This is a genomic window from Tumidithrix helvetica PCC 7403, assembly GCF_965232925.1.
Lineage (GTDB): Bacteria > Cyanobacteriota > Cyanobacteriia > Pseudanabaenales > Pseudanabaenaceae > Tumidithrix > Tumidithrix helvetica.
This window is the reverse complement of sequence record NZ_CBDDRA010000002.1, coordinates 330,080-350,789: the sequence shown is the minus strand read 5'-3', so window position 1 is coordinate 350,789 and position 20,710 is coordinate 330,080. Positions and strand designations below refer to the sequence as shown.

Here is a 20,710-nt window from a genome sequence, read left to right as displayed (position 1 = left end):
CCATCGAAATTCTGTCGAAATCATAGCAAAATCCTTTTAGAGATTGAGATTCCATATAAATTCCATGTGAATTTTAGTATAAATTCTGTTGAGACAAGACTTTTGTATAACTTGTATAACTTCGCCTGTATAACTTCTGTATAACTTCGCCTAGTTGTAAAAACTAGCTGAAGATGAGTAAAATTATCTGCACAACTCGAAGTTCTATTTTACCTCTATGGCTGTATCAGCCTAAAGGTTATAGATTTTGGGTCCATAATTCCAAAATGCCTGTTTGTCAACGCAGGTTTTGATTCAGTTAGTTTAAGGGCTTTAATATATTTAATCTTTAACAGATTTACGAGGAGTTTGACCTAGTTGTAAATCTTCTGAGCGAGCAGGGTAGAGGTATTCTTCTATCCCCTAATTTGTCATGGAAAATTAAGGTTAAACATTCCATTTGATCTTGCTCATCCAATCTTAGGAATGTTCGAGACTCAGAGAAGTTTAAATAGAATTGAGAAATTCAAACAGGAATTAATTAAGCTTCGACTTAAAACAGTCAGAACGCTTTATCCGAAAGAGACTTAGCTTTTTACATGAATTTTAATCATTAAAAACATGATGGCTATTGGTAATCCGAGTACATATTTGTCACCCCCCCCTAGGGACATCACTGTAGAGATGCCTCACTCAGTTCAAAATTTGATTGGCTCGCCCGTAACTGACCTATCATTTGACGAGCAGATTAGCCTGATGATTTCTTGGGCAAAGAAGCGGCTGAGTAAGGTAGTTTGCGTTGCTAACGTGCACATGTTGATTGAAGCGAAAAGAGATGCTCGCTTAGCGGATGTGCTAGAGCATGCCGATCTAGTCACACCAGATGGCATGCCGTTGGTTTGGATGCTGCGACTGTTGGGATCGACGCGATCTGAACGCGTCGCTGGCATGGATATTCTAGAAGCTGTTTGCCAACAGGCATCTGAAGATCGCGTGAGTCTCTATTTCTTGGGTGCAAAGCCTGATGTACTAGATAAGATTCGCGAACGTCTCCTGTATAACTTTCCTACGTTGCAGATAGCTGGTATGGAAGCTCCCCCCTTTCGTCCTGCCACTGCCGATGAAGATGCAGAAACGGTGCAGAGAATCAATGCTAGTGGCGCAGGCATTTTGTTTGTTGCCTTGGGCTGTCCCAAACAAGAATTTTGGATCGCGCAACATCGTGACAAGATTCAAGCAGTTATGATTGGCGTAGGAGCAGCGTTTCCTTTATACGCTGGTGTCCTCAAACGTGCGCCTAAGCCAATTCGCCATTCTGGGCTTGAGTGGCTTTATCGCCTCTGCCAAGAGCCTAAGCGTCTTTGGCCGCGTTACGCTAGCACAAATCCAGTTTTTCTATGGTTAGCACTGAAGCAACTTCTAACATTTGCGATGTCTAGAAGTAAGGTTGGACAATTTTTCTCTGAGACTTCATCGTTTTTTGCTAATATGGTTAAAAAGCTAAAGAAATAAGGATGGAAAAGGCTCCATTTCCTTATAGTCAGTTTAGAGTCAATATAGTTTGGTTAGCAGCAACGCTAAAAATAAATTGGGATGATTGCATTTCAGTAGCTGAATACTTTACTTAGTTATTTAGGAGCGAGCTTTGATGGTCTTTATCGATCTCAGTTTCTCCAACGTAGTCCTCCCATTTTCTCTGTTTATGAATGTGGGAGGTCGAATTGCAGAACAGGTGTGACCGAAATCGGAAGCGATCGAAACGACGGGCTATTTACTGTCCAATCCATGGATGTCATCTTGATAGCGTCAGTCGAAAATATCCGTTATTTGCCGATCGGGTAGAGCAGCTACAGCAAAGAGGGATCCCGAAACAAAATGCATTACTGTTAGTAGCAACTCGAACGGCAGTACCGTTAGAGGGAGAATGGGTAGAGGCTTTTTGGTGCGAGCAGTGCCAGCAAACCAAGTGGTATCACATTCGGAAGAATGAAGATGGCACTTTTAAAGCTGAGATTGCCCCGAGGGATCTCTGGCAGTATGTCACAGGGGTAATCGACCCTGACGGGAATTCTTCTGTGGGTGAGTTTACGCGTAGAAATGCACGGATGCTTGGCTGCGGGGGCATCAGTGATTTCCAATTTGTATGTTAGGTGCTTCTTTCTATATTCATTATTCGTTACATATATACATCACGCCTTCTCCTACAGTTTTGTTAGAGTACAAGAAAAGCGATCGCTGCTTAACTTCCCACTCCAGAGCATTTATAAATAGGGTGATTGATATAGTACTTTTAAGTAGTTTATTGACTGCCAATATTCAACCTCAGCTTTAGTAAAAATAAAGATAAAGATAAGGCACACTAAATAATGCCAGTAAATAATGATGTCAATTTGGGAAAGGACGTAAAAATTTTTCATCCCAGTCTTGTCAATCTCTATGGGTGTACTGTTGGTGATGAGACCAAGATTGGGGCATTTGTGGAGATTCAGAAAAATGCCACTGTTGGGAGCCGGTGCAAAGTCTCCTCCCATAGTTTTCTTTGTGAAGGGGTCATACTTGAGGATGAAGTGTTTATAGGTCATGGAGTTATGTTTACCAATGACCTTTATCCACGTGCCACAAGTGAAGATGGTAGTTTGCAAACGGAGTCTGATTGGACTGTAGTCAAGACATTAGTAAAGCGCTCTGCCTCGATTGGCAGTAATGCCACTATTCTAGCAGGAGTGACAATTGGTGAAAGAGCGATTGTTGGGGCTGGAGCTGTTGTGACGAGGGACATTCCTGCTCATGCCATTGTTGCAGGAGTCCCCGCCAAAATTATTGGTGATGTTAGATACCATAGTAAAGTCTTATCAGAGGTCAACGGTAGTTCAGATAGTAGAACAAATTAAGCACAATTATTAGCGGAACCTATGGAAAATAACGTGAATATTGGGATTATTGGCTATGGTTATTGGGGACCGAATCTGGTTCGAAACTTTTCAGAGATTCCTAGAGCGCAGGTGCGAACGGTCAGTGATTTTAAGCCAGAATTGCTGGCAAAAGTACAAGCACGTTATCCAACAATACAGGTAACGACGAGGTGTCAGGATATCTTTACAGATCCAAAAATTGATGCGGTGGCGATCGCTACGCCAGTTTCTACTCACTTCGATCTGGCACTGGCGGCATTGAAAGCGGGTAAGCACGTACTGGTTGAGAAGCCTATGACTGTTACAACTGAGCAGGCTATGAGGCTAATCGACGAAGCGGAAAAGCGCAAGCTTGTTTTGATGGTCGATCACACTTTTGTCTATACAGGTGCAGTTCGTAAAATGCACGAACTTGTTAGCAGTGGAGAACTAGGTAGTATCTACTACTATGACTCTGTGCGCGTCAATCTGGGACTCATACAACACGATGTTAACGTTCTTTGGGATCTGGCAGTTCACGACTTATCAATCATGGATTATGTATTGCAAGCTAAGCCTTGTGCGGTTTCAGCTACTGGTGTGAGCCACGTTCCTGGTGGTATGGAGAATATTGCCTACTTGACATTGTTCTTTGCTGATAACTCGATCGCTCACATTCATGCCAATTGGCTAGCACCTGTCAAAGTACGTCGTACTCTAATTGGTGGTAGTCGTAAGATGATTGTCTTCGATGACTTAGAACCGAGTGAGAAGGTTAAGGTGTACGACAAGGGCATTACGCTCAGTACCAATGCTGAAGAAAGCGTTTACCAGATGCTCGTTGGCTATCGTGCAGGGGATATGTGGGCACCACAATTAGATATGACAGAAGCTCTACGAACAGAAGGAGTACACTTTATCCGTTGCATTGAAACAGGCGATCGCCCGATCACCGATGGAGAAGCAGGAATGCGCGTAGTCAGAATTCTCGAAGCTGCGACAAAATCGATCAAGCAACAAGGCCAATTAGTAAAATTAGACTTAGCGGAGGTAGCAGCGTGATTCCATTTGTAGATCTGAAAGCTCAATACCTCAGCATTAAAGATGAAATCGATACTGCAGTTTTGAAAGTCTTGGAAAGTACCCAATTTGTTCTGGGGGATGAGGTGACTGCTTTGGAGCAGGAGTTTGCTAACTATTGCAATGCAGAATATGGCATTGCGGTAAATACGGGAACTAGCGCTCTTCACCTAGCACTGTTAGCTGCGGGTATTGGTTCTGGGGATGAAGTAATTACCGTACCCTTCACTTTTGTTGCTACCGTGGCAGCAATTGATTACACTGGTGCCAAGGCTGTTTTCGTGGATATCGATCCAGTTTCCTATACTATAGATGTCACGAAAATCGAACAAGCCATAACCGAACGGACAAAGGCAATTCTGCCAGTGCATCTGTACGGTCAACCAGCAGATATGGATCCAATTTTAGAGATTGCTAAGCGGCATGGTTTGATTGTGATTGAAGATGCTGCCCAAGCCCATAGGGCGGAGTATAAGGGGCGTCGGGTAGGAAGTATTGGAGATATTGGCTGTTTCAGCTTTTACCCTGGTAAGAACTTGGGGGCTTATGGTGAAGGAGGCATGGCAGTTACCAACAATCCCGAATTTGCAAGTACGATGAGGATGTTGCGTGACTGGGGGCAGGAACGAAGGTATCACCATGTTCTCAAGGGCTATAATTACCGCATGGATGGTATTCAGGGAGCAATTTTGCGTGTGAAATTGCGCTATTTAGATCGGTGGACGGAAGCACGTAGATCCCATGCAGCACTTTACGATGAGCTATTGAAAAATTCAGGCGTAAAAACGCCGATCGCAATGCCATATAGCTACCATGTTTACCATGTCTATGCTGTGCGTTCCCAAAATCGAGATGCGCTGCAACAGAAGCTCAATGAAAAAGGAATACAAACAGGTATTCACTATCACATTCCCGTACATTTACAAACAGCTTATACCGATCTAAGATATAAACTTGGTGACTTTCCTTGTTCTGAAGTTGCAGCTAGTCAAGAACTTTCACTGCCCATGTATGCAGAGATCTCCCCAGATCAACTAAAAATTGTTAGTACTGCTTTGAGTGAGAGAATTTAATGTTTGAATCAGCTAAAACTAGGATCGTTCAAGCTGTACATGGTTCGCAAGAGTTAAAGCCAGATCCAGAGTATGAAGTGGAACTAGCAAAGTATTTGTCTCATCAGTACAGCAAGGATGGATTGATGGAATTGTACTCGCGCTTTGTTACAAGCGATGGCGACTTTGATGGGCTAATGCGGCGTGTTGTTTGGCGTGCCGTTGCACGTAGATTTGGACATAGCGTTCGGATTGGCAATGGGGTAGGCTTCAAACATCTTGAGACCTTTGAGATTGGGAATCAAGTATTTATTGGATCTCAAAGCTATATTCAAGGTCGGTTTGATGGTACTTGTTGTATTGGCAACCATGTTTGGATTGGTCCGCAGAGCTACTTTGATGCTCGCGATCTGATTATTGAAGATTACGTGGGATGGGGACCAGGTGCAAAAGTACTAGGTTCCACACACACTGGATTGCCGATTGACGTTCCCATTATCCAAACAGACCTAGAAATCAAATCGGTCAAAGTTAAAACTGGAGCCGATATTGGTATGAATGCAGTTATACTCCCTGGCGTAACAATTGGCGAAGGCAGTATTGTTGGTGCTGGAGCAGTTGTCACTAAAGACGTACCTGCTTATGCGATCGTGGCAGGAATGCCTGCTAAATTTTTACGCTGGCGCGAAGGATATCAATCATTGGGAAACATTGCAGAATATGAAAAATAGTCGAGTATTGGTTACTGGTGGTGCAGGTCTGGTTGGTTCCCATATTGCTGACCTACTCGTTAAAGAAGAAGTTGCGGAAATTATCCTTCTAGATAATTTTACGCGCGGACAGATAGCGAACCTAGCTTGGGCAAAGGAAAATGGCTCTGTCAAAGTTGTTGAAGGCGATATCCGCGATCTCAAACTTCTAGATGAGGTGATGCAAGGTGTGGACGTTGTCTTTCATCAAGCTGCAATTCGCATTACCCAATGTGCTGCAGAGCCTCGTCTAGCACTAGAAGTGATGGCGGATGGTACTTATAATGTACTGGAAGCCGCAGTTAAAGCCAAGGTGAAAAAAGTAGTTGCTGCATCATCCGCATCAATATATGGGATGGCAGAGGAATTTCCAACTACTGAGTTGCATCATCCTTACAATAACCGTACTCTCTACGGCGCTACCAAGATTTTTAATGAAGCATTATTACGCAGCTTCTATGATATGTATGGACTAGATTATGTAGCCTTACGTTACTTCAATGTCTATGGTCCGCGTATGGATATTTATGGTGTCTACACCGAGGTGTTAATTCGGTGGATGGAACGCATTATTGCAGGTCAACCTCCATTGATTTTCGGTGATGGTAAACAGACAATGGACTTTGTATACATTGAGGACATTGCTAGAGCAAATATCTTGGCGGCTAAAGCCGATGTCACGGATGAAGTATTTAATGTTGCTAGCAGTGTCGAAACTAGCTTAAATGACTTGGCTTATAGTCTGGCTAGGGTGATGGGATCGGATTTGCAGCCAGAATACGGTCAAGAGCGTAAAGTGAATCCTGTAGCTCGAAGACTTGCAGATGTGACTAAAGCCAAGCATCTGCTTGGCTTTGAGGCAGAGGTATCTTTAGAAGATGGTCTGCGCAAGCTCGTAACTTGGTGGCGCGAACAAAAGTTAGCAAAGGAGGCAGGCAATGTCTAACAAGTTGCAAAATATTCCGATCGCTAAACCTTGGATGGGCGAACCAGAAGCGGAAGCAGCTAGTCGGGCGATTTTGTCTGGTTGGGTTACTCAAGGACCAGAGGTTGCCGCGTTTGAGCAAGAGTTTGCGACTTATGTAGGAGCAAAATATGCTTGTGCTGTTTCTAATTGCACCACAGCGCTGCACTTGGCTCTTTTAACTATTGGCGTGCAGCCTGAAGATGAGGTGATTACAGTCAGTCATTCTTATATTGCGACTGCCAATAGTATCCGCTACTGTGGCGCGGTTCCAGTATTTGTAGATATCGATCCGCAAACCTACAACATCAATCCAATTTTAATTGCGGATGCCATAAGCGATCGCACTCGCGCCATTTTAGTGGTTCATCAAATTGGGATGCCTTGCGATCTTAAAGCGGTTTTGGAAATTGCCCACCAGCACAATTTACCTGTGATTGAAGATGCTGCCTGTGCGATCGGGAGTGAGATTCTTTGGAATGATGCATGGGAAAAAATTGGTAAGCCTCACGCTGATATCGCTTGCTTTTCTTTCCATCCCCGTAAAGTGATTTCAACGGGTGATGGTGGCATGTTAACCACAGCTAATCCTGAATGGGATCGCCAGTTTCGACTCTTGCGGCAACATGGCATGAGTGTACCTGATACTGTGCGTCACGGGGCAAAACAAGTCATATTCGAGTCCTACCCCATGTTGGGCTACAACTACCGCATGACTGATATTCAGGCAGCAGTCGGACGGGAACAACTCAAACGCCTACCGAAAATTGTGGAACGCCGTCGTTATTTAGCGCAACGATATCACCATCAGTTGGCAGATATAACTGGATTAAAATTACCAACAGAGCCAACCTGGGCAAAGAGTAACTGGCAAAGTTACTGTATCCGCTTATCTCCACAGTACGACCAACGCCAAGTGATGCAAACAATGTTAGATGCTGGAATTAGCACACGACGGGGGATTATGTGCGCTCATCGTGAACCTGCATATCAGATTGAAGCTTGGTCTTGTGGAGTTGCTAAAGAAAAGTGTCAGTGTAAAACAGGAAGTTGCGATCGCTTACGAGAGAGTGAAATAGCACAAGAACAGTCCATACTGTTACCCCTTTTCCATCAAATGACCGATCAAGAGCAAGAATATGTCGGTAAGGCTTTTGAAGCCAATCTAAGGCTAATGAAGGTTTAATTCAACTAACCGCGAATTAATGAGGAGAGTAGCAGTTTTACATTGCTAAGGTTTATGGATAAAATCTCTGCTGATTTACTCAATCGTTGGCAAGAAGAAGGTACTTGTCTTGTTTTACTCAGGGGTAGTGCTACAGTCGGACACACCTTAGTTGCTAGTCTATTCGACAATAATGGCTTGAGTTTTACAGGAATAACCATTAACTACCAATGGCAACATTCAGAAAACGGCAGTTGGATCGATATTGTTGGAGAAACAGCGCGATCTCTAACATTGGCTGAATCTTTAATCGGACAGCAGGTGCGGATGTTGGCAAACTTCGCCGATTCATTGGGCAGCAGCAAATACGTTGCCAGTTCAGGAGTGCCTGTCGCGGCGCAAAATGCGATTGTCCTAGAGAACCAAAAGCTAGGGATAACAGATTGGAAGCTTTCAAATGTAGCGACTAACAATGAGATTGCTGGATATGGGGATGCAACCAGTATCAACATAGGGCAAGTGCTAAACCTGAAAATCTCCTTAGCTCAGGTCGGACAGTACAATCTTGATGTGTATCGCTTGGGATATTACAACGGAAAGGGAGGTAGGTTAATCGCCAGTGTTGCAGGACTCAATGGAGTGACTCAAGCGAGTCCAACCATTACAAATGCCAGTACCAAACTGGTTGAATACAAATGGACTACTTCCTATATCCTGCAAAGCCACAATGACTGGACTACAGGTCTTTATCTGGTGAAGTTGACTGACTGCGGAACGGGGAAGCAAAATTACATCCAGTTTGTGTTGCGTGATGATAATCGCCCAGCAGATTTGGGTTTCCAGGATGCCATTACCACAGCTGCTGCTTACAACAATAACGGCGGTTATAGCGTCTACGACTTTAACAGTATCGGTGGCACCCGCGCTTACCAAGTCTCCTTCGATCGACCCTTCCAGTATGGTGCTGATGTTGGTTCAGAACAGTTCAACAATATGTTGACCTGGGAGTACAATATGACGCGCTGGTTGGAATCCCAGGGCTATGATGTCTCCTATTACACCAATCTAGATGTGAGTACTAATCCCTTACAACTGTATTCCCAGAAGATATTTCTCTCAGTTGGTCACGATGAGTACTGGTCAATGGATGAGCGCAATAATGTCCAAAAAGCTCGAGATAATGGTATCAACCTAGCTTTCTTTTCAGCTAACACTGCCTACTGGCAAGTCCGATTTGAAGCTTCCAGTAGCGGACAATCCAATCGCGTAATGACTGTGTATAAGGATACTTCAGGAATTGGTAAAGGTGAAGCACTCGATCCTATTGCTCTAACAAACCCTAATGCAGTAACTACGCTGTTCCGCAGTCCTGAGGTCAATCGACCGGAGAATGAATTATTGGGAGTTGGGTACATAGGAGATTGGGGCGCCAATAATGTTTTCAATGGCTTTGATTATGTAGTCAGTAATGCTTCGGATCCTTACTATGCAAATACCGGACTCAAGAATGGAGATAAACTTACAGGCTTAGTGGGTTATGAATGGGATGGCTTGCTAAACAACGGGTCTACCCCAACTGAACTAGTTGTCTTATCGCGATCACCTGTGCAATTTTTAGGCGAACAGCCACAAGTGCCGCCAGGAACTAATACGGCGATCTCAAATGCCGTACGATATACTGCTGTGAGTGGTGCAAAAGTCTTTTCAACCGGCTCTATTCAGTGGGTATGGGGCCTAGATAATGACTGGGTTACCACTCCTCGTGTTGAAAACAGTAGTAGGCTAAGAAAGATTAAAAATTGGTTGAGAACGATGAAAAAACTTTTGAAACCTAGCTTAGATAGTCCAACAAGAGTTGCCATTCCTTGTATTGATTCTCGGACCCAACAAATTGCAGTTAATGTGTTTGCTGATATGGGAGTTAAACCTCAAACTCCATCCGCCCATATTGTTGTAGCATAACTCACACAAGTAAAAAGCGTTGAGGGACTGATTGATTTCTCAACAAAAAAAAAGCTGTTATTCATCTTTTATAATGCCCCACATATGTCCCTTATATCTGTCGTAATCCCTGCTTACAAACGTGGGCACGTAATCGAGAAAACTCTGAGAAGTGTTCTGGGGCAAACCCATCAAGACTTGGAAATTCTTGTAGTTGATGATGGCTCTAGAGATGACACAGAATCAGTTGTTGCATTACTTGCAAAAGAAGACCACAGAATCCGTTACTTTTGTCATGAGACTAATCGAGGTGCCCAGGCAGCTCGAAACACTGGTGCTCAGGCAGCCAAAGGCGAATGGGTTGCCTTCTTGGATTCGGACGACTATTTTACTCCAAATAGTCTGGAAGTGCGAATGATCGTCGCTCGAAGTGAAGGAGTGAAAGTTGTACATTCCGAATGCGAAGTTCTGCGAAAGGGTAAAGGCATGGTTGCTTATGGAGTTACGCCATTGCATGGTCACGTCTACCGCGATCTTTTGAATTGTCCTGGTCCCTTATTCTCGGGACTTTTAATTGCCAAGGAAGCACTTGAGAATATTGGCTATTTGGACGAACAAATTATTTCTTATCAGGATTGGGATACGGTAATCCGATTAGCAAAATATTATTCTTTTGGTTTCGTGGTAGAGCCTACATTTATCTATGATTGTCGTGGTGATGACAACATATCTAAAAACATGCTTCGCGAGGCTCAAGGTTACAGGCAAGTATTCAATAAGCATTTTTTCGAAAACGTCAAGCAATTGGGTCCACGTACAGTGGCTCACCATTATCGAAGTATTGCTGAAAGGTATCAATCAGCTGGCGATCAGAATTCTGCCCGACGTTATCAGATCCTATCTCTTCTATGGTGGCCCTTTCGTTTCAAAACTATTTATCACAAGGTTCGACAACTAGTCCGAACTTAAAGCCTGTTTGAGAATAGAAAAGCGCCAATTCAAGGATGAAATGCAACGGGGTCTGATGAAGCAAAGAATACTTCGTAAGGGGTGCGATAGTCAAGAGATTTTCTCGGTCTGTGATTGATTAAATCCACTGCCTTCTGAAAGTCTTCTCCATTTACGATTTTGAAGTTTGTGCTTTTGGGATAGAACTCTCTAATTAATCCATTTGTATGTTCATTCAATCCACGCTCCCATGAATGATATGGATTGGCGAAGAAAGTCTCTAGCTTCAAGCTTTCAGATAGCTTCTCATGTCCACAGAATTCTCTTCCATTATCAAATGTCATCGTCTTACAGAATGCTGGTTTTACAGGCTCAAATAGTTTGATTGTTACTCTATTTATTTCTGCCATCGTCTTGTTTCTCGCTAAACCTGCAAGTAAGTACTTTGATGCTTTGTCAACATGCGTAACCACAATACCAGTGTGGTTGCAGCTGATTACGGTATCACTTTCCCAATGTCCGATCTCTGTCTTTAAATCCGCGATTTTGGGACGGTTCTCAATTCCGATCCGATTTGGGATTCCGCCTCGCTTTTGGTTCCGTCCTTTCCGTCGCCGCTGTTTCTGCTTTTGCCTTAGATATTGTTGATATATTCCCATCTGTTGATGGTTGGTATAGATCATTTGATAGATCGTCTCATAGCTAATTTTAGCTAATCCTTCAAGTCTCATCCTGCCTGCCAGTTGTTCTGGGCTGTGGTGTTGCTCTAATCGCTGTTTTACTTCGGCGATCGTCTTGGCACTGACACTCTGGAATATCACCTTTGCTTGTTTGCGGCGTGTTTTCATCTTCTCCGCCGCCGTATCTGGTAAATAGACTCTGTGGCGCTCATCTGTGTTGCGCGATAGTTCTCTTGATATCGTACTTTTGTTTCGATTCAGGCGGCGACCAATCTCTGACATCGATAAGTTGTCTGTTACTCGCAGTTTATAGAGTTCGCTTCTTTCTGAGGTGGTAAGATGGGTAAAGCTCATGAGGATTTCCTGATTGTTGTGATTATCATCAGATTATCCTTATGAGTCCCTTTACGCAAAGATCTCTAGGTGTTGCATTTCATCCTTGAATTGGCGAAGTTAAGCCAAACTTATGCGACAGAGCTAAGACTCAAAATTATCAATTCAACATTGAAACACTACCGTAAGTAAGCTAGCAAGTATCATTGGTCGTTAGTCAGATCTGTGGGATATGGTAATGTCGTCGTAGCTCTCATGATTCAGCAACTTTTTATTACTCAGATTATAGTTGTGAGAGCTTTCTTGCATTCTCAAACTGCTCTTAGGTGATTTTGCCATCAGGGAGTTTTATGGAATTTACAAAGAACCAAACTGATACTGCCAAAGGTGTAGCAATTTGTTTGATGTTTGCACATCATTTATATGCTTTCAAAGATAGACTTCTAAATGGTAATAGTTTTATTCCTCTAGTACCCTTTTTCAAGGTAGAGGATTACATAGGAACATTTGGGAATGTATGCGTGTCAATGTTCTTATTCTTATCTGGCTATGGATTGTTTTTAGGTTATCGTCGCTCTCAAAAGACAATTTTACGCTATTCATTCGTCAAAATTAAAGATTTTTACTTAACTTACTGGCTATATTTTCTAGTTTTTGTACCCATTGGAATCATTTTCTTTAAACAAGTACGTCTTTGGGGCTCAAACCAACTCCGTTACTCTGCTGAACCAATAACTTTCTTGAAGAATTTTTTGGGTTGGGAGTCAACATACAACGGAGAATGGTGGTTTGTTCGGATGTTTATAGTCACACTTGTTCTATTGTTCCCCATTTATACTAAGCTCACAGAGAAAAATATTATCTTGACTCTATTAGTAAGTCTATTCCTATTTTCTTTTAGTATCAAAATATCTCCTGAAATAGATCCTTACAAACAACTCGGCTTTGTTATTTGGCAACCATCATTTGCTTTGGGGTTAATATGCGCTAAGTCAAAATTTTTTTCAAGCCGTTTTATCCGGAACCTTGATGAATATGGATGGATATTTGTCTTTCCTTGCCTATTAATTTGCTTAATCCTTAGGATTAAATATCAAGGTATTGAAGCCACGTATGATTTTTTAGTTGTGCCATTTTTTATATATCTTTCAATTAGAGCAGTGGAAATACTATGTTTATCTCCATTATTTATGTACTTAGGTAAATCCTCTTTCCCTCTGTGGCTTGTACATTCCTTCTTTTGTTACTACTACTTCCAAGATATTATTTACTTCCCTAAATGGTCTCCTTTAATATTTGTCTTTTTAATGGTCATGTCAATGTTATCAGTTTTAGTAGTAGAGTATTTGCGTTCCCATTTTCTACACTTCAAAAGTTTAAGAACCTATTTAAGAATTCAAGATCGCACCTAAAAAAACTATAAATGCTAATGAAGAATTATTTTTATTCCATAAAAGGTACTCCAAGCATATAATACTAATTTATCAGACGCAGAGTGGTAAATCAGTGCTCTCATTTCTCATTCTGACAAAACTATTAGAATGATGTAGCCCAGTCACTACAAACTTTTGCGAAGTAGTAAACGGTATTTTTGTCATTATCAGATGAAGAACGATTGTACGTAGCGAAACTTGCCACATGATCTTCCTTTATAATCAACTGATTGTCAGGTCTTTTGCCTACTTCCTAAATCCAACTAAAGTTATCTCTGACCCACCTAGTCTTCTCTGCTCCAACATATCTGGTATCGACGAAGATCTTCTCTAATCTCTCTAAGAGAGGAAAGGTCAATTTTTTAGAGAAAACTTGCTGAGCTGGAATTAAATCCAATATTTATTAGATCCATCCAAACCATAAAAAACGTTGCTCTTAACAAATATGGATGTATTCAAAAAGCTTCCTCAAGCTAACAGGACCAGTTACATGGTTCAGTTAGATTCTCTAAGAGCACTAGCTTTATTTGGGGTAATGGTTGAGCATTTTGTACCACCAAGTACATATACTTCTTTTATATCTTCTTGGAAAACAGCTTCTCCTATAGAATGGGGATCGGGAGTTACGCTTTTTTTCGTACTTAGTGGTTTTTTGATTACTGGAATTCTCTTGCGCTGCCGAGATATCATTAGGGCAAACGATCAAAGGATCGGATTTACACTTCAAAGATTTTACATACGCCGTTTTCTACGAATCTTTCCAATTTACTACCTGACTCTTGTAGTTGCTGCAATTATATTCAAGAGGGTTAGAAGCGATTTTTTTTGGCATTTAACGTATACAAGCAATATCATGGTTTTTGTCCAAGATTCATACGATCAGTATGCAACACACTTTTGGACATTAGCGATGGAAGAGCAATTTTATCTAATTTGGCCGTTAGTGATACTATTGCTACCTCAGAGATATCTGCTAAAAGCCATTTTTACAACAATTACTCTAGCACCTTTATTTAGATTTATAGGTTGTTACGGTTTAAACCTAAGCATAACCCAAATTGGGGTCTTTCCTGCTGCCTCTTTGGATGCACTTGGACTGGGTGCATTGTTAGCATTCTACATACACAACTACGATCAATTCAAACAGGCCAAACAGAGTTTATGTAAGTTTGGTCTATGGGTTTGCTTACCATTAATGATTTCTTTTATAATCATTTCTTTTATATTTAGAGGAACAGTACTAATTAATATTTTGATTAAACCAACCATTTCATCTATTTTCTTTGTATGGTTAGTCAGTACTGCTGCAAAAGGATTTGATGGCATTTTAGGAAGATTTCTTGAACTAAAACCTCTCGTATTTATCGGTAAAATTAGTTATGGAATCTATATTTATCATAATTTTATGAATCCTATCTATGACATACTTTCTTGGTACTTAAATTTACCTACTTCAATTCCATTATTGCTGGTAATCGCTTTAAAGGTTATAGCTTCATTCGCCATTGCCATCCCATCCTGGTTCCTTATTGAAAAGCCGATTAATAATTTTAAAAGGCATTTTGGGTATGAAAAAGCGTCATGGAAACTGAATTAATAATCTAGTGGAGGAAAGGCTATATGAACTATCCCCTTGCTGTTGCTGCACCTGATATTGGAGTAAGGTCGGAAACCTTTATCCGGCGACATATGGAAGATCTTCTACCTGGAGCTACGGTGGTACTTACCCACAATGTCTCAGGCCCCGATGCAGGACACTGGAATGTTGATGCCCCGTTTTTAGTTTGTAGGCAGCGGGCACCTAAGAGAGAGCCAATAAGATGGGTTCTACAAATTGCAGAAAAGCCAACTATCCAACGCTTCTTGAAGCAGCACCAAGTTCAAATGATTTTAGGGGAATTTCTGGAATATTCTTTTGATTTTTTTCAGCTAGCACAGGAATTCAATATTCCCTATTTTGCCCATGCACATGGTTGTGATGTTTCACTAGCCTTGCGTAACCCGACATGGCAGAAGAAGTATCTTGACTATCAAAAGGCAGCTGGAATTATTACGGTAAGTGAAGTTCAGCGACAAAGGCTGATTGATTTAGGGCTAGAATCTAATAAGATCTGCACTATACCATGCGGTGTAGATGTACCAGATGAACCGATTAATCGACCAGAAAGAGACAATGTTCGTTGTCTTGCGGTAGGTCGAATGGTTCCTAAGAAAGCTCCCATTATGCTCTTAGAAGCGTTTCGTCAAGCTGTCAATGTATGGCCTGACCTGAGGTTAGACTATATTGGTACTGGAGATCTACTTCCTGCAGTGAGACAGTTCATCCATGAATTTAGTCTCTCAGATAAAGTAACCCTCCACGGAGGTCAACCAAATGAGACTGTTCAACAATTCATGAGAGAATCAGATATTTTTCTGCAACATAGCATGACTGCTCCAGATGGTGATGAGGAAGGACTTCCAGTCGGAATCTTAGAAGCAATGGGCAATGCCCTGCCAGTTGTTTCCACCCGACATGCCGGCATTCCTGAAGCGGTTTCCGATCAAATAACCGGATTTCTGGTAGATGAAGGAGATTGTTTGACGATGGCACAGAGGATCGTAGCGCTTGCACAAAATCCAGAATTACGGACAAAAATGGGATTTGCTGGGTGGCAACGAGCCAAGGAAAAATTTACGTGGGAAAAGGAGAAAAATAGCTTACTTCAAGTCATGAATCTTGTTTAACGAAATGTTATTAATAATCGAATGCGTGGGAGATCATCTAGAAAAATGGCTGACAACAACCTCAATCTTTTGCGAGAGGAAGGCATTCGAGCGATTCCCAAAAATCTCGAGGTTTTCAACAACTTGCTCTTAAAAGCTGAAGATTTAGTGAGTCGAGAGGAGTTTGATGCTGCCGCCGCATACTTGCAGATTGCAGCATCCCATGCAAATGTCAACCATTGTGGGTTTTATAGCTGTCCCAGGCTGGAGCAGATTCTTCTCGAAATTGGTCAAAGAGTTATTTCAAAAAATTTGTACTCTCGAGAGGAGGCTTCTTTCCCTGGAGGAGTCAAGAAGATTTTACACGTTTCTACACATGTTAGTGATATCGGTGGGATTTCCAGATTGCTTCAGCGCTGGATTCAACAGGATTCCGAGCGATCTCACTCTGTTGCCCTAACAAAACAGGGTGAGGTGCAAGTTCCTGCAATCTTGCGGGATACGGTGTCAAGCAGTAAGGGTAATATTCATGTACTGGATGCAGAGATTGATAGCATTACCTCTATTGCCAAACAACTTCATGAATGCTCATTAGACGCAGATATAGTTGTTTTACATACATGGGAATTTGATGTTGTACCCACAATTGCATTTGCAAACAAACAAAAGTCACCACCAATCATCTATGTGAACAATGGAGACCACTGGTTTTGGCTTGGAGTGAGTATTAGCGATGTGGTGGCAAACCTTCGTGAGTCTGGTATGCGTTTGTCAGAAGAGCGTAGGGGGATTGAGCCAGAGCGCAACATGCTTCTCCCAACAATTCTGGAGCCTCTTCAAAGAACACTTTCTCGATCGGAGGCAAAACGACTTCTAGGAATAGATCAAAACTTTACTGTACTTCTATCCATAGCTAGAGCGGCTAAGTATAGAACAATTAATGGTATGAGTTTTGCTGATGCTCATATCCAGTTGCTCAAGCAGTATAAACAAGCAGTATTGATTGTGATTGGGCCAGGTAATAGCGACGAAGATTGGTCGGAAGCTATTAGTCAAGTCGATGGGAGAATTCGAGTTTATGGAGAGACTAAAGATACAGCTATATTTTATCAAGCAGCAGATATTTATGTTGACTCTTTTCCTTTTGTTTCAATAACTTCTTTGCTAGAGGCTGGTAGTTTTGGGGTGCCTTTAGTAAGTCGCTATCCATACTCTTCAGAAGCCTGCGCAACTCTTGGAGCTGACATGCCAGGTTTGTCTGGGAATCTCATCAGAGTCAAAGATATTGATGAGTACACAGCTGTTTTATCTCGCTTGGTTGAAGATCAAAATTATCGATTATCCTTAGGGCAAGCTACAAAAAGTAAAATTGAGTCAATTCATTGGGGGGGCAGTTGGCAAAGTGCCCTAGATAAGGTCTATCATCAAGCAGTTACTTTGCCACCAGTGATATTTCCACCCACAGCTTTGGTAGATAAGGTATCCCTAGACGAGCCGGATATTTTTTTGCCTTCTGTGAATGGTATTGAGATTAACAGGATTATGCAATCTCACTTGCCATACATGCCATTCCGACATCGTCTGCTTATTTGGCTAGGTATGGTTAGACGATACGGCTTCCATAATAATCCACCCAATGCTTTAATATCCGGGAGATTTAGAGCAAGATTCTACACATTGCGCTCTCGTCTGTCGCATCCTTTGAGGTTGTTGATGTCCTCAAAAAAGTTGTAAATGTAAATGTATATGCTCTACGCTCAATCTTGCTTGTACTCTAAATTTATTCCTTGCTAAATAGAGATCACTTTGAACTAGGATGCTACATTTATGTCGCAATTTGTAACTAAATTTTCATACCTTACTAAAGGGCATCACAAGACACTTGTTGCGATGACTTTTGTATTCCTCCTTGTCTCGGTTTTGGAAGTTATTGGAACTGGTATGATTGGTCCATTCATTGCTGTCGCTACTAATCCAGATTTAACTAAAACTTATTATTGGTTGAACCTAATCTATAGCAAATTAAACTTTAGCTCTGAACAGTATTTTCTGATTTTTTTAGGTGCGGTAGTTTTGATTGCCTATTATGTAAAAGCATTTTTGAGTTTTGAAGCTCAAAAAGCAGTGTTTCAATTTGGTCATGCCTTGAAAGGAAATCTATCCTATAAGCTCTTAAAAGCATATCTTGCAGCTCCTTACAGCTTTCATATACGGGTTAATTCTGCAACAATGATTCAGAATGTTACTGCTACTACAGATAACGTTTGCATTGGTGTAGTAATGCCTCTTCTAACAGCTATTTCTAATTCTGCTATCATCTTAGCCTTAACTTTACTTTTAATTAAGACTAGTTACATGGCAATGTTTCTGATAGCCCTACTATTTCCTGTTGTCGTTGGGCTAATCAAACTTCTGAGAAGTCGCATAGCTTTCTGGAGCAAGGAAGGGTGGGGGGCTTCAGAAGAGATGATTCGGATTCTGCATCATGGTTTAGGAAGTTTGAAAGAACTCCGTGTGATTGGTTGCGAATCTTATTTCGAGCAACAGATGGAGCAACAGACAAGGAGGTACGCCAAAAATGTATCGTTGAATCAAAGTTATGGCAATCTTCCGCGCTTTGTGATTGAAGCGTTTATGATTACCTTTCTAGTTAGCTTTACAATTTTGTATGTCAATCTAAATCGAGGACAAGGACAAGATCTGACTGCTATTTTAGGTATCTTTGCCCTTGCCTCAATTCGTCTTCTTCCAGCAATAAGTAATTTAGTTGGTAACATTAATACTTTTAGGGGAAATACCTTTGCCATTGATAAATTGTTCTTTGACTTTAAGGAAATAGAAAAAGGAATGGTTCTGCCTAACGCTAGTATTAATCATCTCCAAAAAAACTTGTCACTTGGTTCAGATGCAATTCCCCTTTCATTGAGGAAGCAGATAGTTTTAAACAAGGTTACTTTTCAGTATCCAGATACTTCAAGGAAGTCGTTAGACGAAATTTCCTTGACAATTCAAAAGGGTCAGTCCATCGGTCTGATTGGTAAGTCAGGTTCTGGTAAAACGACTTTAGTGGACATTCTGCTGGGTCTTTTCATTCCTCAATCTGGAGATATCATAATTGACGGAGTTTCAGTCTACAACAATTTACGTGCTTGGCAGAATATGCTTGGTTATGTTCCCCAGTCCATATTTTTAATCGACGATACCCTTGAACGAAATATTGCATTCGGTGTTACAGATGAGTTAATCGACCAAAATAGATTAATAAAAGCAATTGAAATGGCTCAACTTAGTGAAGTGGTCGCGCAACTTCCAAACGGTATCAAAACCGTCGTAGGTGAGGGTGGAGTGCTCTTATCTGGAGGGCAACGCCAAAGAGTTGGGATAGCTCGTGTTCTGTATCACGAAAGAGAAATATTGGTGTTTGATGAAGCAACTGCTGCTTTAGATAATGACACAGAACGGCTTGTTACAGAAGCAACCAAGGCATTGAGTGGTAATAAGACAATCATAATTATCGCTCATCGTCTTTCCACTATTGAACATTGCGATCGCATTTACCAAATAGAACAGGGAAAAGTAATAAAATCAGGTACCTATCAAGAAGTTGTTTTAGGGCAATAAGAAAAATCGATGAACATAGCATATGCTACCACCTACGATGCAAGAGCTTTGACAGGATCTAACGAGTGGTCTGGCTTAGGCTACTACATTTCACAAGCTCTAAAAAATCAAGGGATAGAACTAGGGTATCTTGGTCCTCTGGAAGAGAAGTTTACACTTAGAATTGTGCAAAAGTGTAAACGCCGATACTACAAATTTTTTCAGGGTACACATTATGAAAAAGACTCAGATCTACAAGTTTTGAGGGATTATGCTCGTGAGATTTCCAAAAAACTTTCAGCGAGTAATGCTGATGTCGTGTTTAGTGCAGCAATAAGACCTATTGTCTATCTTGATTGTAGTCAGCCGATTGTTTTCTGGGCAGATGCGACCTATGCTGGGTTAGTAGATTTTTATCCTCAGTACGCTAATCTCTGTCAGGAATCGCTTGAAAGTTGGCACATGATGGAAAAGCTAGCTCTTGAGAAGTGTAAATTAGCAATTTACGCTTCTGACTGGGCTGCTCAATCGGCACTTGAATATTACAACGCCGATCCAGCTAAAGTGAAGGTGGTACCCTTCGGCGCAAACATTGATAGTGATAGAACATTGAGTGAGATTAAGGATTTGATTGAAGCAAGATCTTCAAATCGATGTAAGTTATTATTTTTAGGTGTTGATTGGTATCGCAAAGGGGGAGATGTGGCACTAAAGGTTGCTGAAAACCTCAATAATCTAGGTTTGAATACAGAATTAACAGTTGTTGGTTGTGAACCAATTGTAGAAGATTCTTTGCCCAGTTTTGTTAAACCATTAGGCTTTATCAGTAAATCTACAAGTGCTGGAAAAGAACGAATTAATCAACTCATTGCAGAGTCTCATTTTCTCATTCTACCTTCAAGAGCAGAATGTTATGGTGTCGTATTCTGTGAAGCAAATTCATTTGGTGTTCCTTGTATTTCTAGGAAGGTCGGCGGAATTCCAACAATTATCAAACCAAATGTAAATGGTAATCTGTTTGATCTCAATGCTGAAACATCTCAATATTGTGATTACATCTATCGTCTATTTGCTAACTATACGGATTATAAAAAATTAGCATTTTCTGCTTTTAATGAATATCAATCACGACTGAACTGGGGAGTTTCTGGGCAGAAAGTCAAAGAACTATTACAAACACTAGTATAGG

The 20,710-nt window shown here is 41.3% G+C and carries 17 protein-coding genes; 16 read left to right on the top strand and 1 reads right to left on the bottom strand.

What is annotated here, in order from left to right:
• Positions 1–600 precede the first annotated feature (600 nt).
• The 10 genes from ACP2WE_RS03405 (at position 601) to ACP2WE_RS03360 (ending at position 10,790) form a co-directional block, all read left to right on the top strand.
• Positions 601–1,491, top strand: coding sequence for a WecB/TagA/CpsF family glycosyltransferase (locus ACP2WE_RS03405; protein WP_425214179.1), 891 nt, complete (start codon positions 601–603; stop codon positions 1,489–1,491).
• A gap of 209 nt (positions 1,492–1,700) precedes the next feature.
• Complete coding sequence (locus ACP2WE_RS03400; RefSeq protein WP_425214178.1) at positions 1,701–2,129, top strand: hypothetical protein; 429 nt, start codon at positions 1,701–1,703, stop codon at positions 2,127–2,129.
• Between the two features lie 216 nt (positions 2,130–2,345).
• A complete protein-coding gene (locus tag ACP2WE_RS03395) occupies positions 2,346–2,870 on the top strand; it encodes an acyltransferase (RefSeq protein WP_425214177.1) in 525 nt (174 codons plus the stop codon).
• Between the two features lie 21 nt (positions 2,871–2,891).
• Entirely contained in the window at positions 2,892–3,932 is a 1,041-nt protein-coding gene (locus ACP2WE_RS03390; protein WP_425214176.1) for a Gfo/Idh/MocA family protein, read from the top strand.
• Positions 3,929–5,023, top strand: a complete 1,095-nt coding sequence (locus ACP2WE_RS03385; protein WP_425214175.1) for a DegT/DnrJ/EryC1/StrS family aminotransferase — start codon at positions 3,929–3,931, stop codon at positions 5,021–5,023. The genes ACP2WE_RS03390 and ACP2WE_RS03385 overlap by 4 nt, the downstream gene beginning before the upstream one ends.
• Positions 5,023–5,733, top strand: coding sequence for an acyltransferase (locus ACP2WE_RS03380; protein ID WP_425214174.1), 711 nt, complete (start codon positions 5,023–5,025; stop codon positions 5,731–5,733). Before ACP2WE_RS03385 ends, ACP2WE_RS03380 begins: the two co-directional genes overlap by 1 nt.
• On the top strand, positions 5,723–6,697 hold the full coding sequence (locus ACP2WE_RS03375; RefSeq protein ID WP_425214173.1) for an NAD-dependent epimerase/dehydratase family protein: 975 nt from the start codon (positions 5,723–5,725) through the stop codon (positions 6,695–6,697). Before ACP2WE_RS03380 ends, ACP2WE_RS03375 begins: the two co-directional genes overlap by 11 nt.
• On the top strand, positions 6,690–7,901 hold the full coding sequence (locus ACP2WE_RS03370) for a DegT/DnrJ/EryC1/StrS family aminotransferase (RefSeq protein ID WP_425214172.1): 1,212 nt from the start codon (positions 6,690–6,692) through the stop codon (positions 7,899–7,901). Before ACP2WE_RS03375 ends, ACP2WE_RS03370 begins: the two co-directional genes overlap by 8 nt.
• Positions 7,902–7,955: 54 nt before the next feature.
• On the top strand, positions 7,956–9,842 hold the full coding sequence (locus tag ACP2WE_RS03365; protein ID WP_425214171.1) for a N,N-dimethylformamidase beta subunit family domain-containing protein: 1,887 nt from the start codon (positions 7,956–7,958) through the stop codon (positions 9,840–9,842).
• Positions 9,843–9,926: 84 nt separating this feature from the next.
• Entirely contained in the window at positions 9,927–10,790 is an 864-nt protein-coding gene (locus tag ACP2WE_RS03360) for a glycosyltransferase family 2 protein (RefSeq protein ID WP_425214170.1), read from the top strand.
• A gap of 29 nt (positions 10,791–10,819) precedes the next feature.
• Here the strand turns inward: ACP2WE_RS03360 and ACP2WE_RS03355 are convergent, their stop codons facing one another.
• Positions 10,820–11,803: an IS30 family transposase gene (locus tag ACP2WE_RS03355; protein ID WP_425214169.1), complete on the bottom strand. Its 984-nt coding sequence runs from the start codon at positions 11,801–11,803 to the stop codon at positions 10,820–10,822.
• Between the two features lie 329 nt (positions 11,804–12,132).
• On the opposite strand from ACP2WE_RS03355, the gene ACP2WE_RS03350 reads away from it, so the two are divergent.
• From ACP2WE_RS03350 to ACP2WE_RS03325, 6 genes are all read left to right on the top strand, one after another.
• A complete protein-coding gene (locus tag ACP2WE_RS03350) occupies positions 12,133–13,194 on the top strand; it encodes an acyltransferase family protein (protein ID WP_425214168.1) in 1,062 nt (353 codons plus the stop codon).
• Between the two features lie 511 nt (positions 13,195–13,705).
• Positions 13,706–14,812, top strand: coding sequence for an acyltransferase family protein (locus tag ACP2WE_RS03345; RefSeq protein ID WP_425214167.1), 1,107 nt, complete (start codon positions 13,706–13,708; stop codon positions 14,810–14,812).
• Positions 14,813–14,835: 23 nt separating this feature from the next.
• Positions 14,836–15,942 carry a glycosyltransferase family 4 protein gene (locus ACP2WE_RS03340; RefSeq protein ID WP_425214166.1) on the top strand — a complete coding sequence of 369 codons (1,107 nt, stop codon included), beginning with the start codon at positions 14,836–14,838 and terminating at the stop codon, positions 15,940–15,942.
• Positions 15,943–15,987: 45 nt separating this feature from the next.
• Entirely contained in the window at positions 15,988–17,655 is a 1,668-nt protein-coding gene (locus tag ACP2WE_RS03335; protein ID WP_425214165.1) for a glycosyltransferase, read from the top strand.
• A 93-nt stretch (positions 17,656–17,748) separates the two neighbouring features.
• Positions 17,749–19,542: an ABC transporter ATP-binding protein gene (locus ACP2WE_RS03330; RefSeq protein ID WP_425214164.1), complete on the top strand. Its 1,794-nt coding sequence runs from the start codon at positions 17,749–17,751 to the stop codon at positions 19,540–19,542.
• 9 nt (positions 19,543–19,551) lie between these two features.
• Positions 19,552–20,709, top strand: a complete 1,158-nt coding sequence (locus ACP2WE_RS03325) for a glycosyltransferase family 4 protein (protein ID WP_425214163.1) — start codon at positions 19,552–19,554, stop codon at positions 20,707–20,709.
• The last annotated feature ends 1 nt before the right edge of the window (position 20,710 follow it).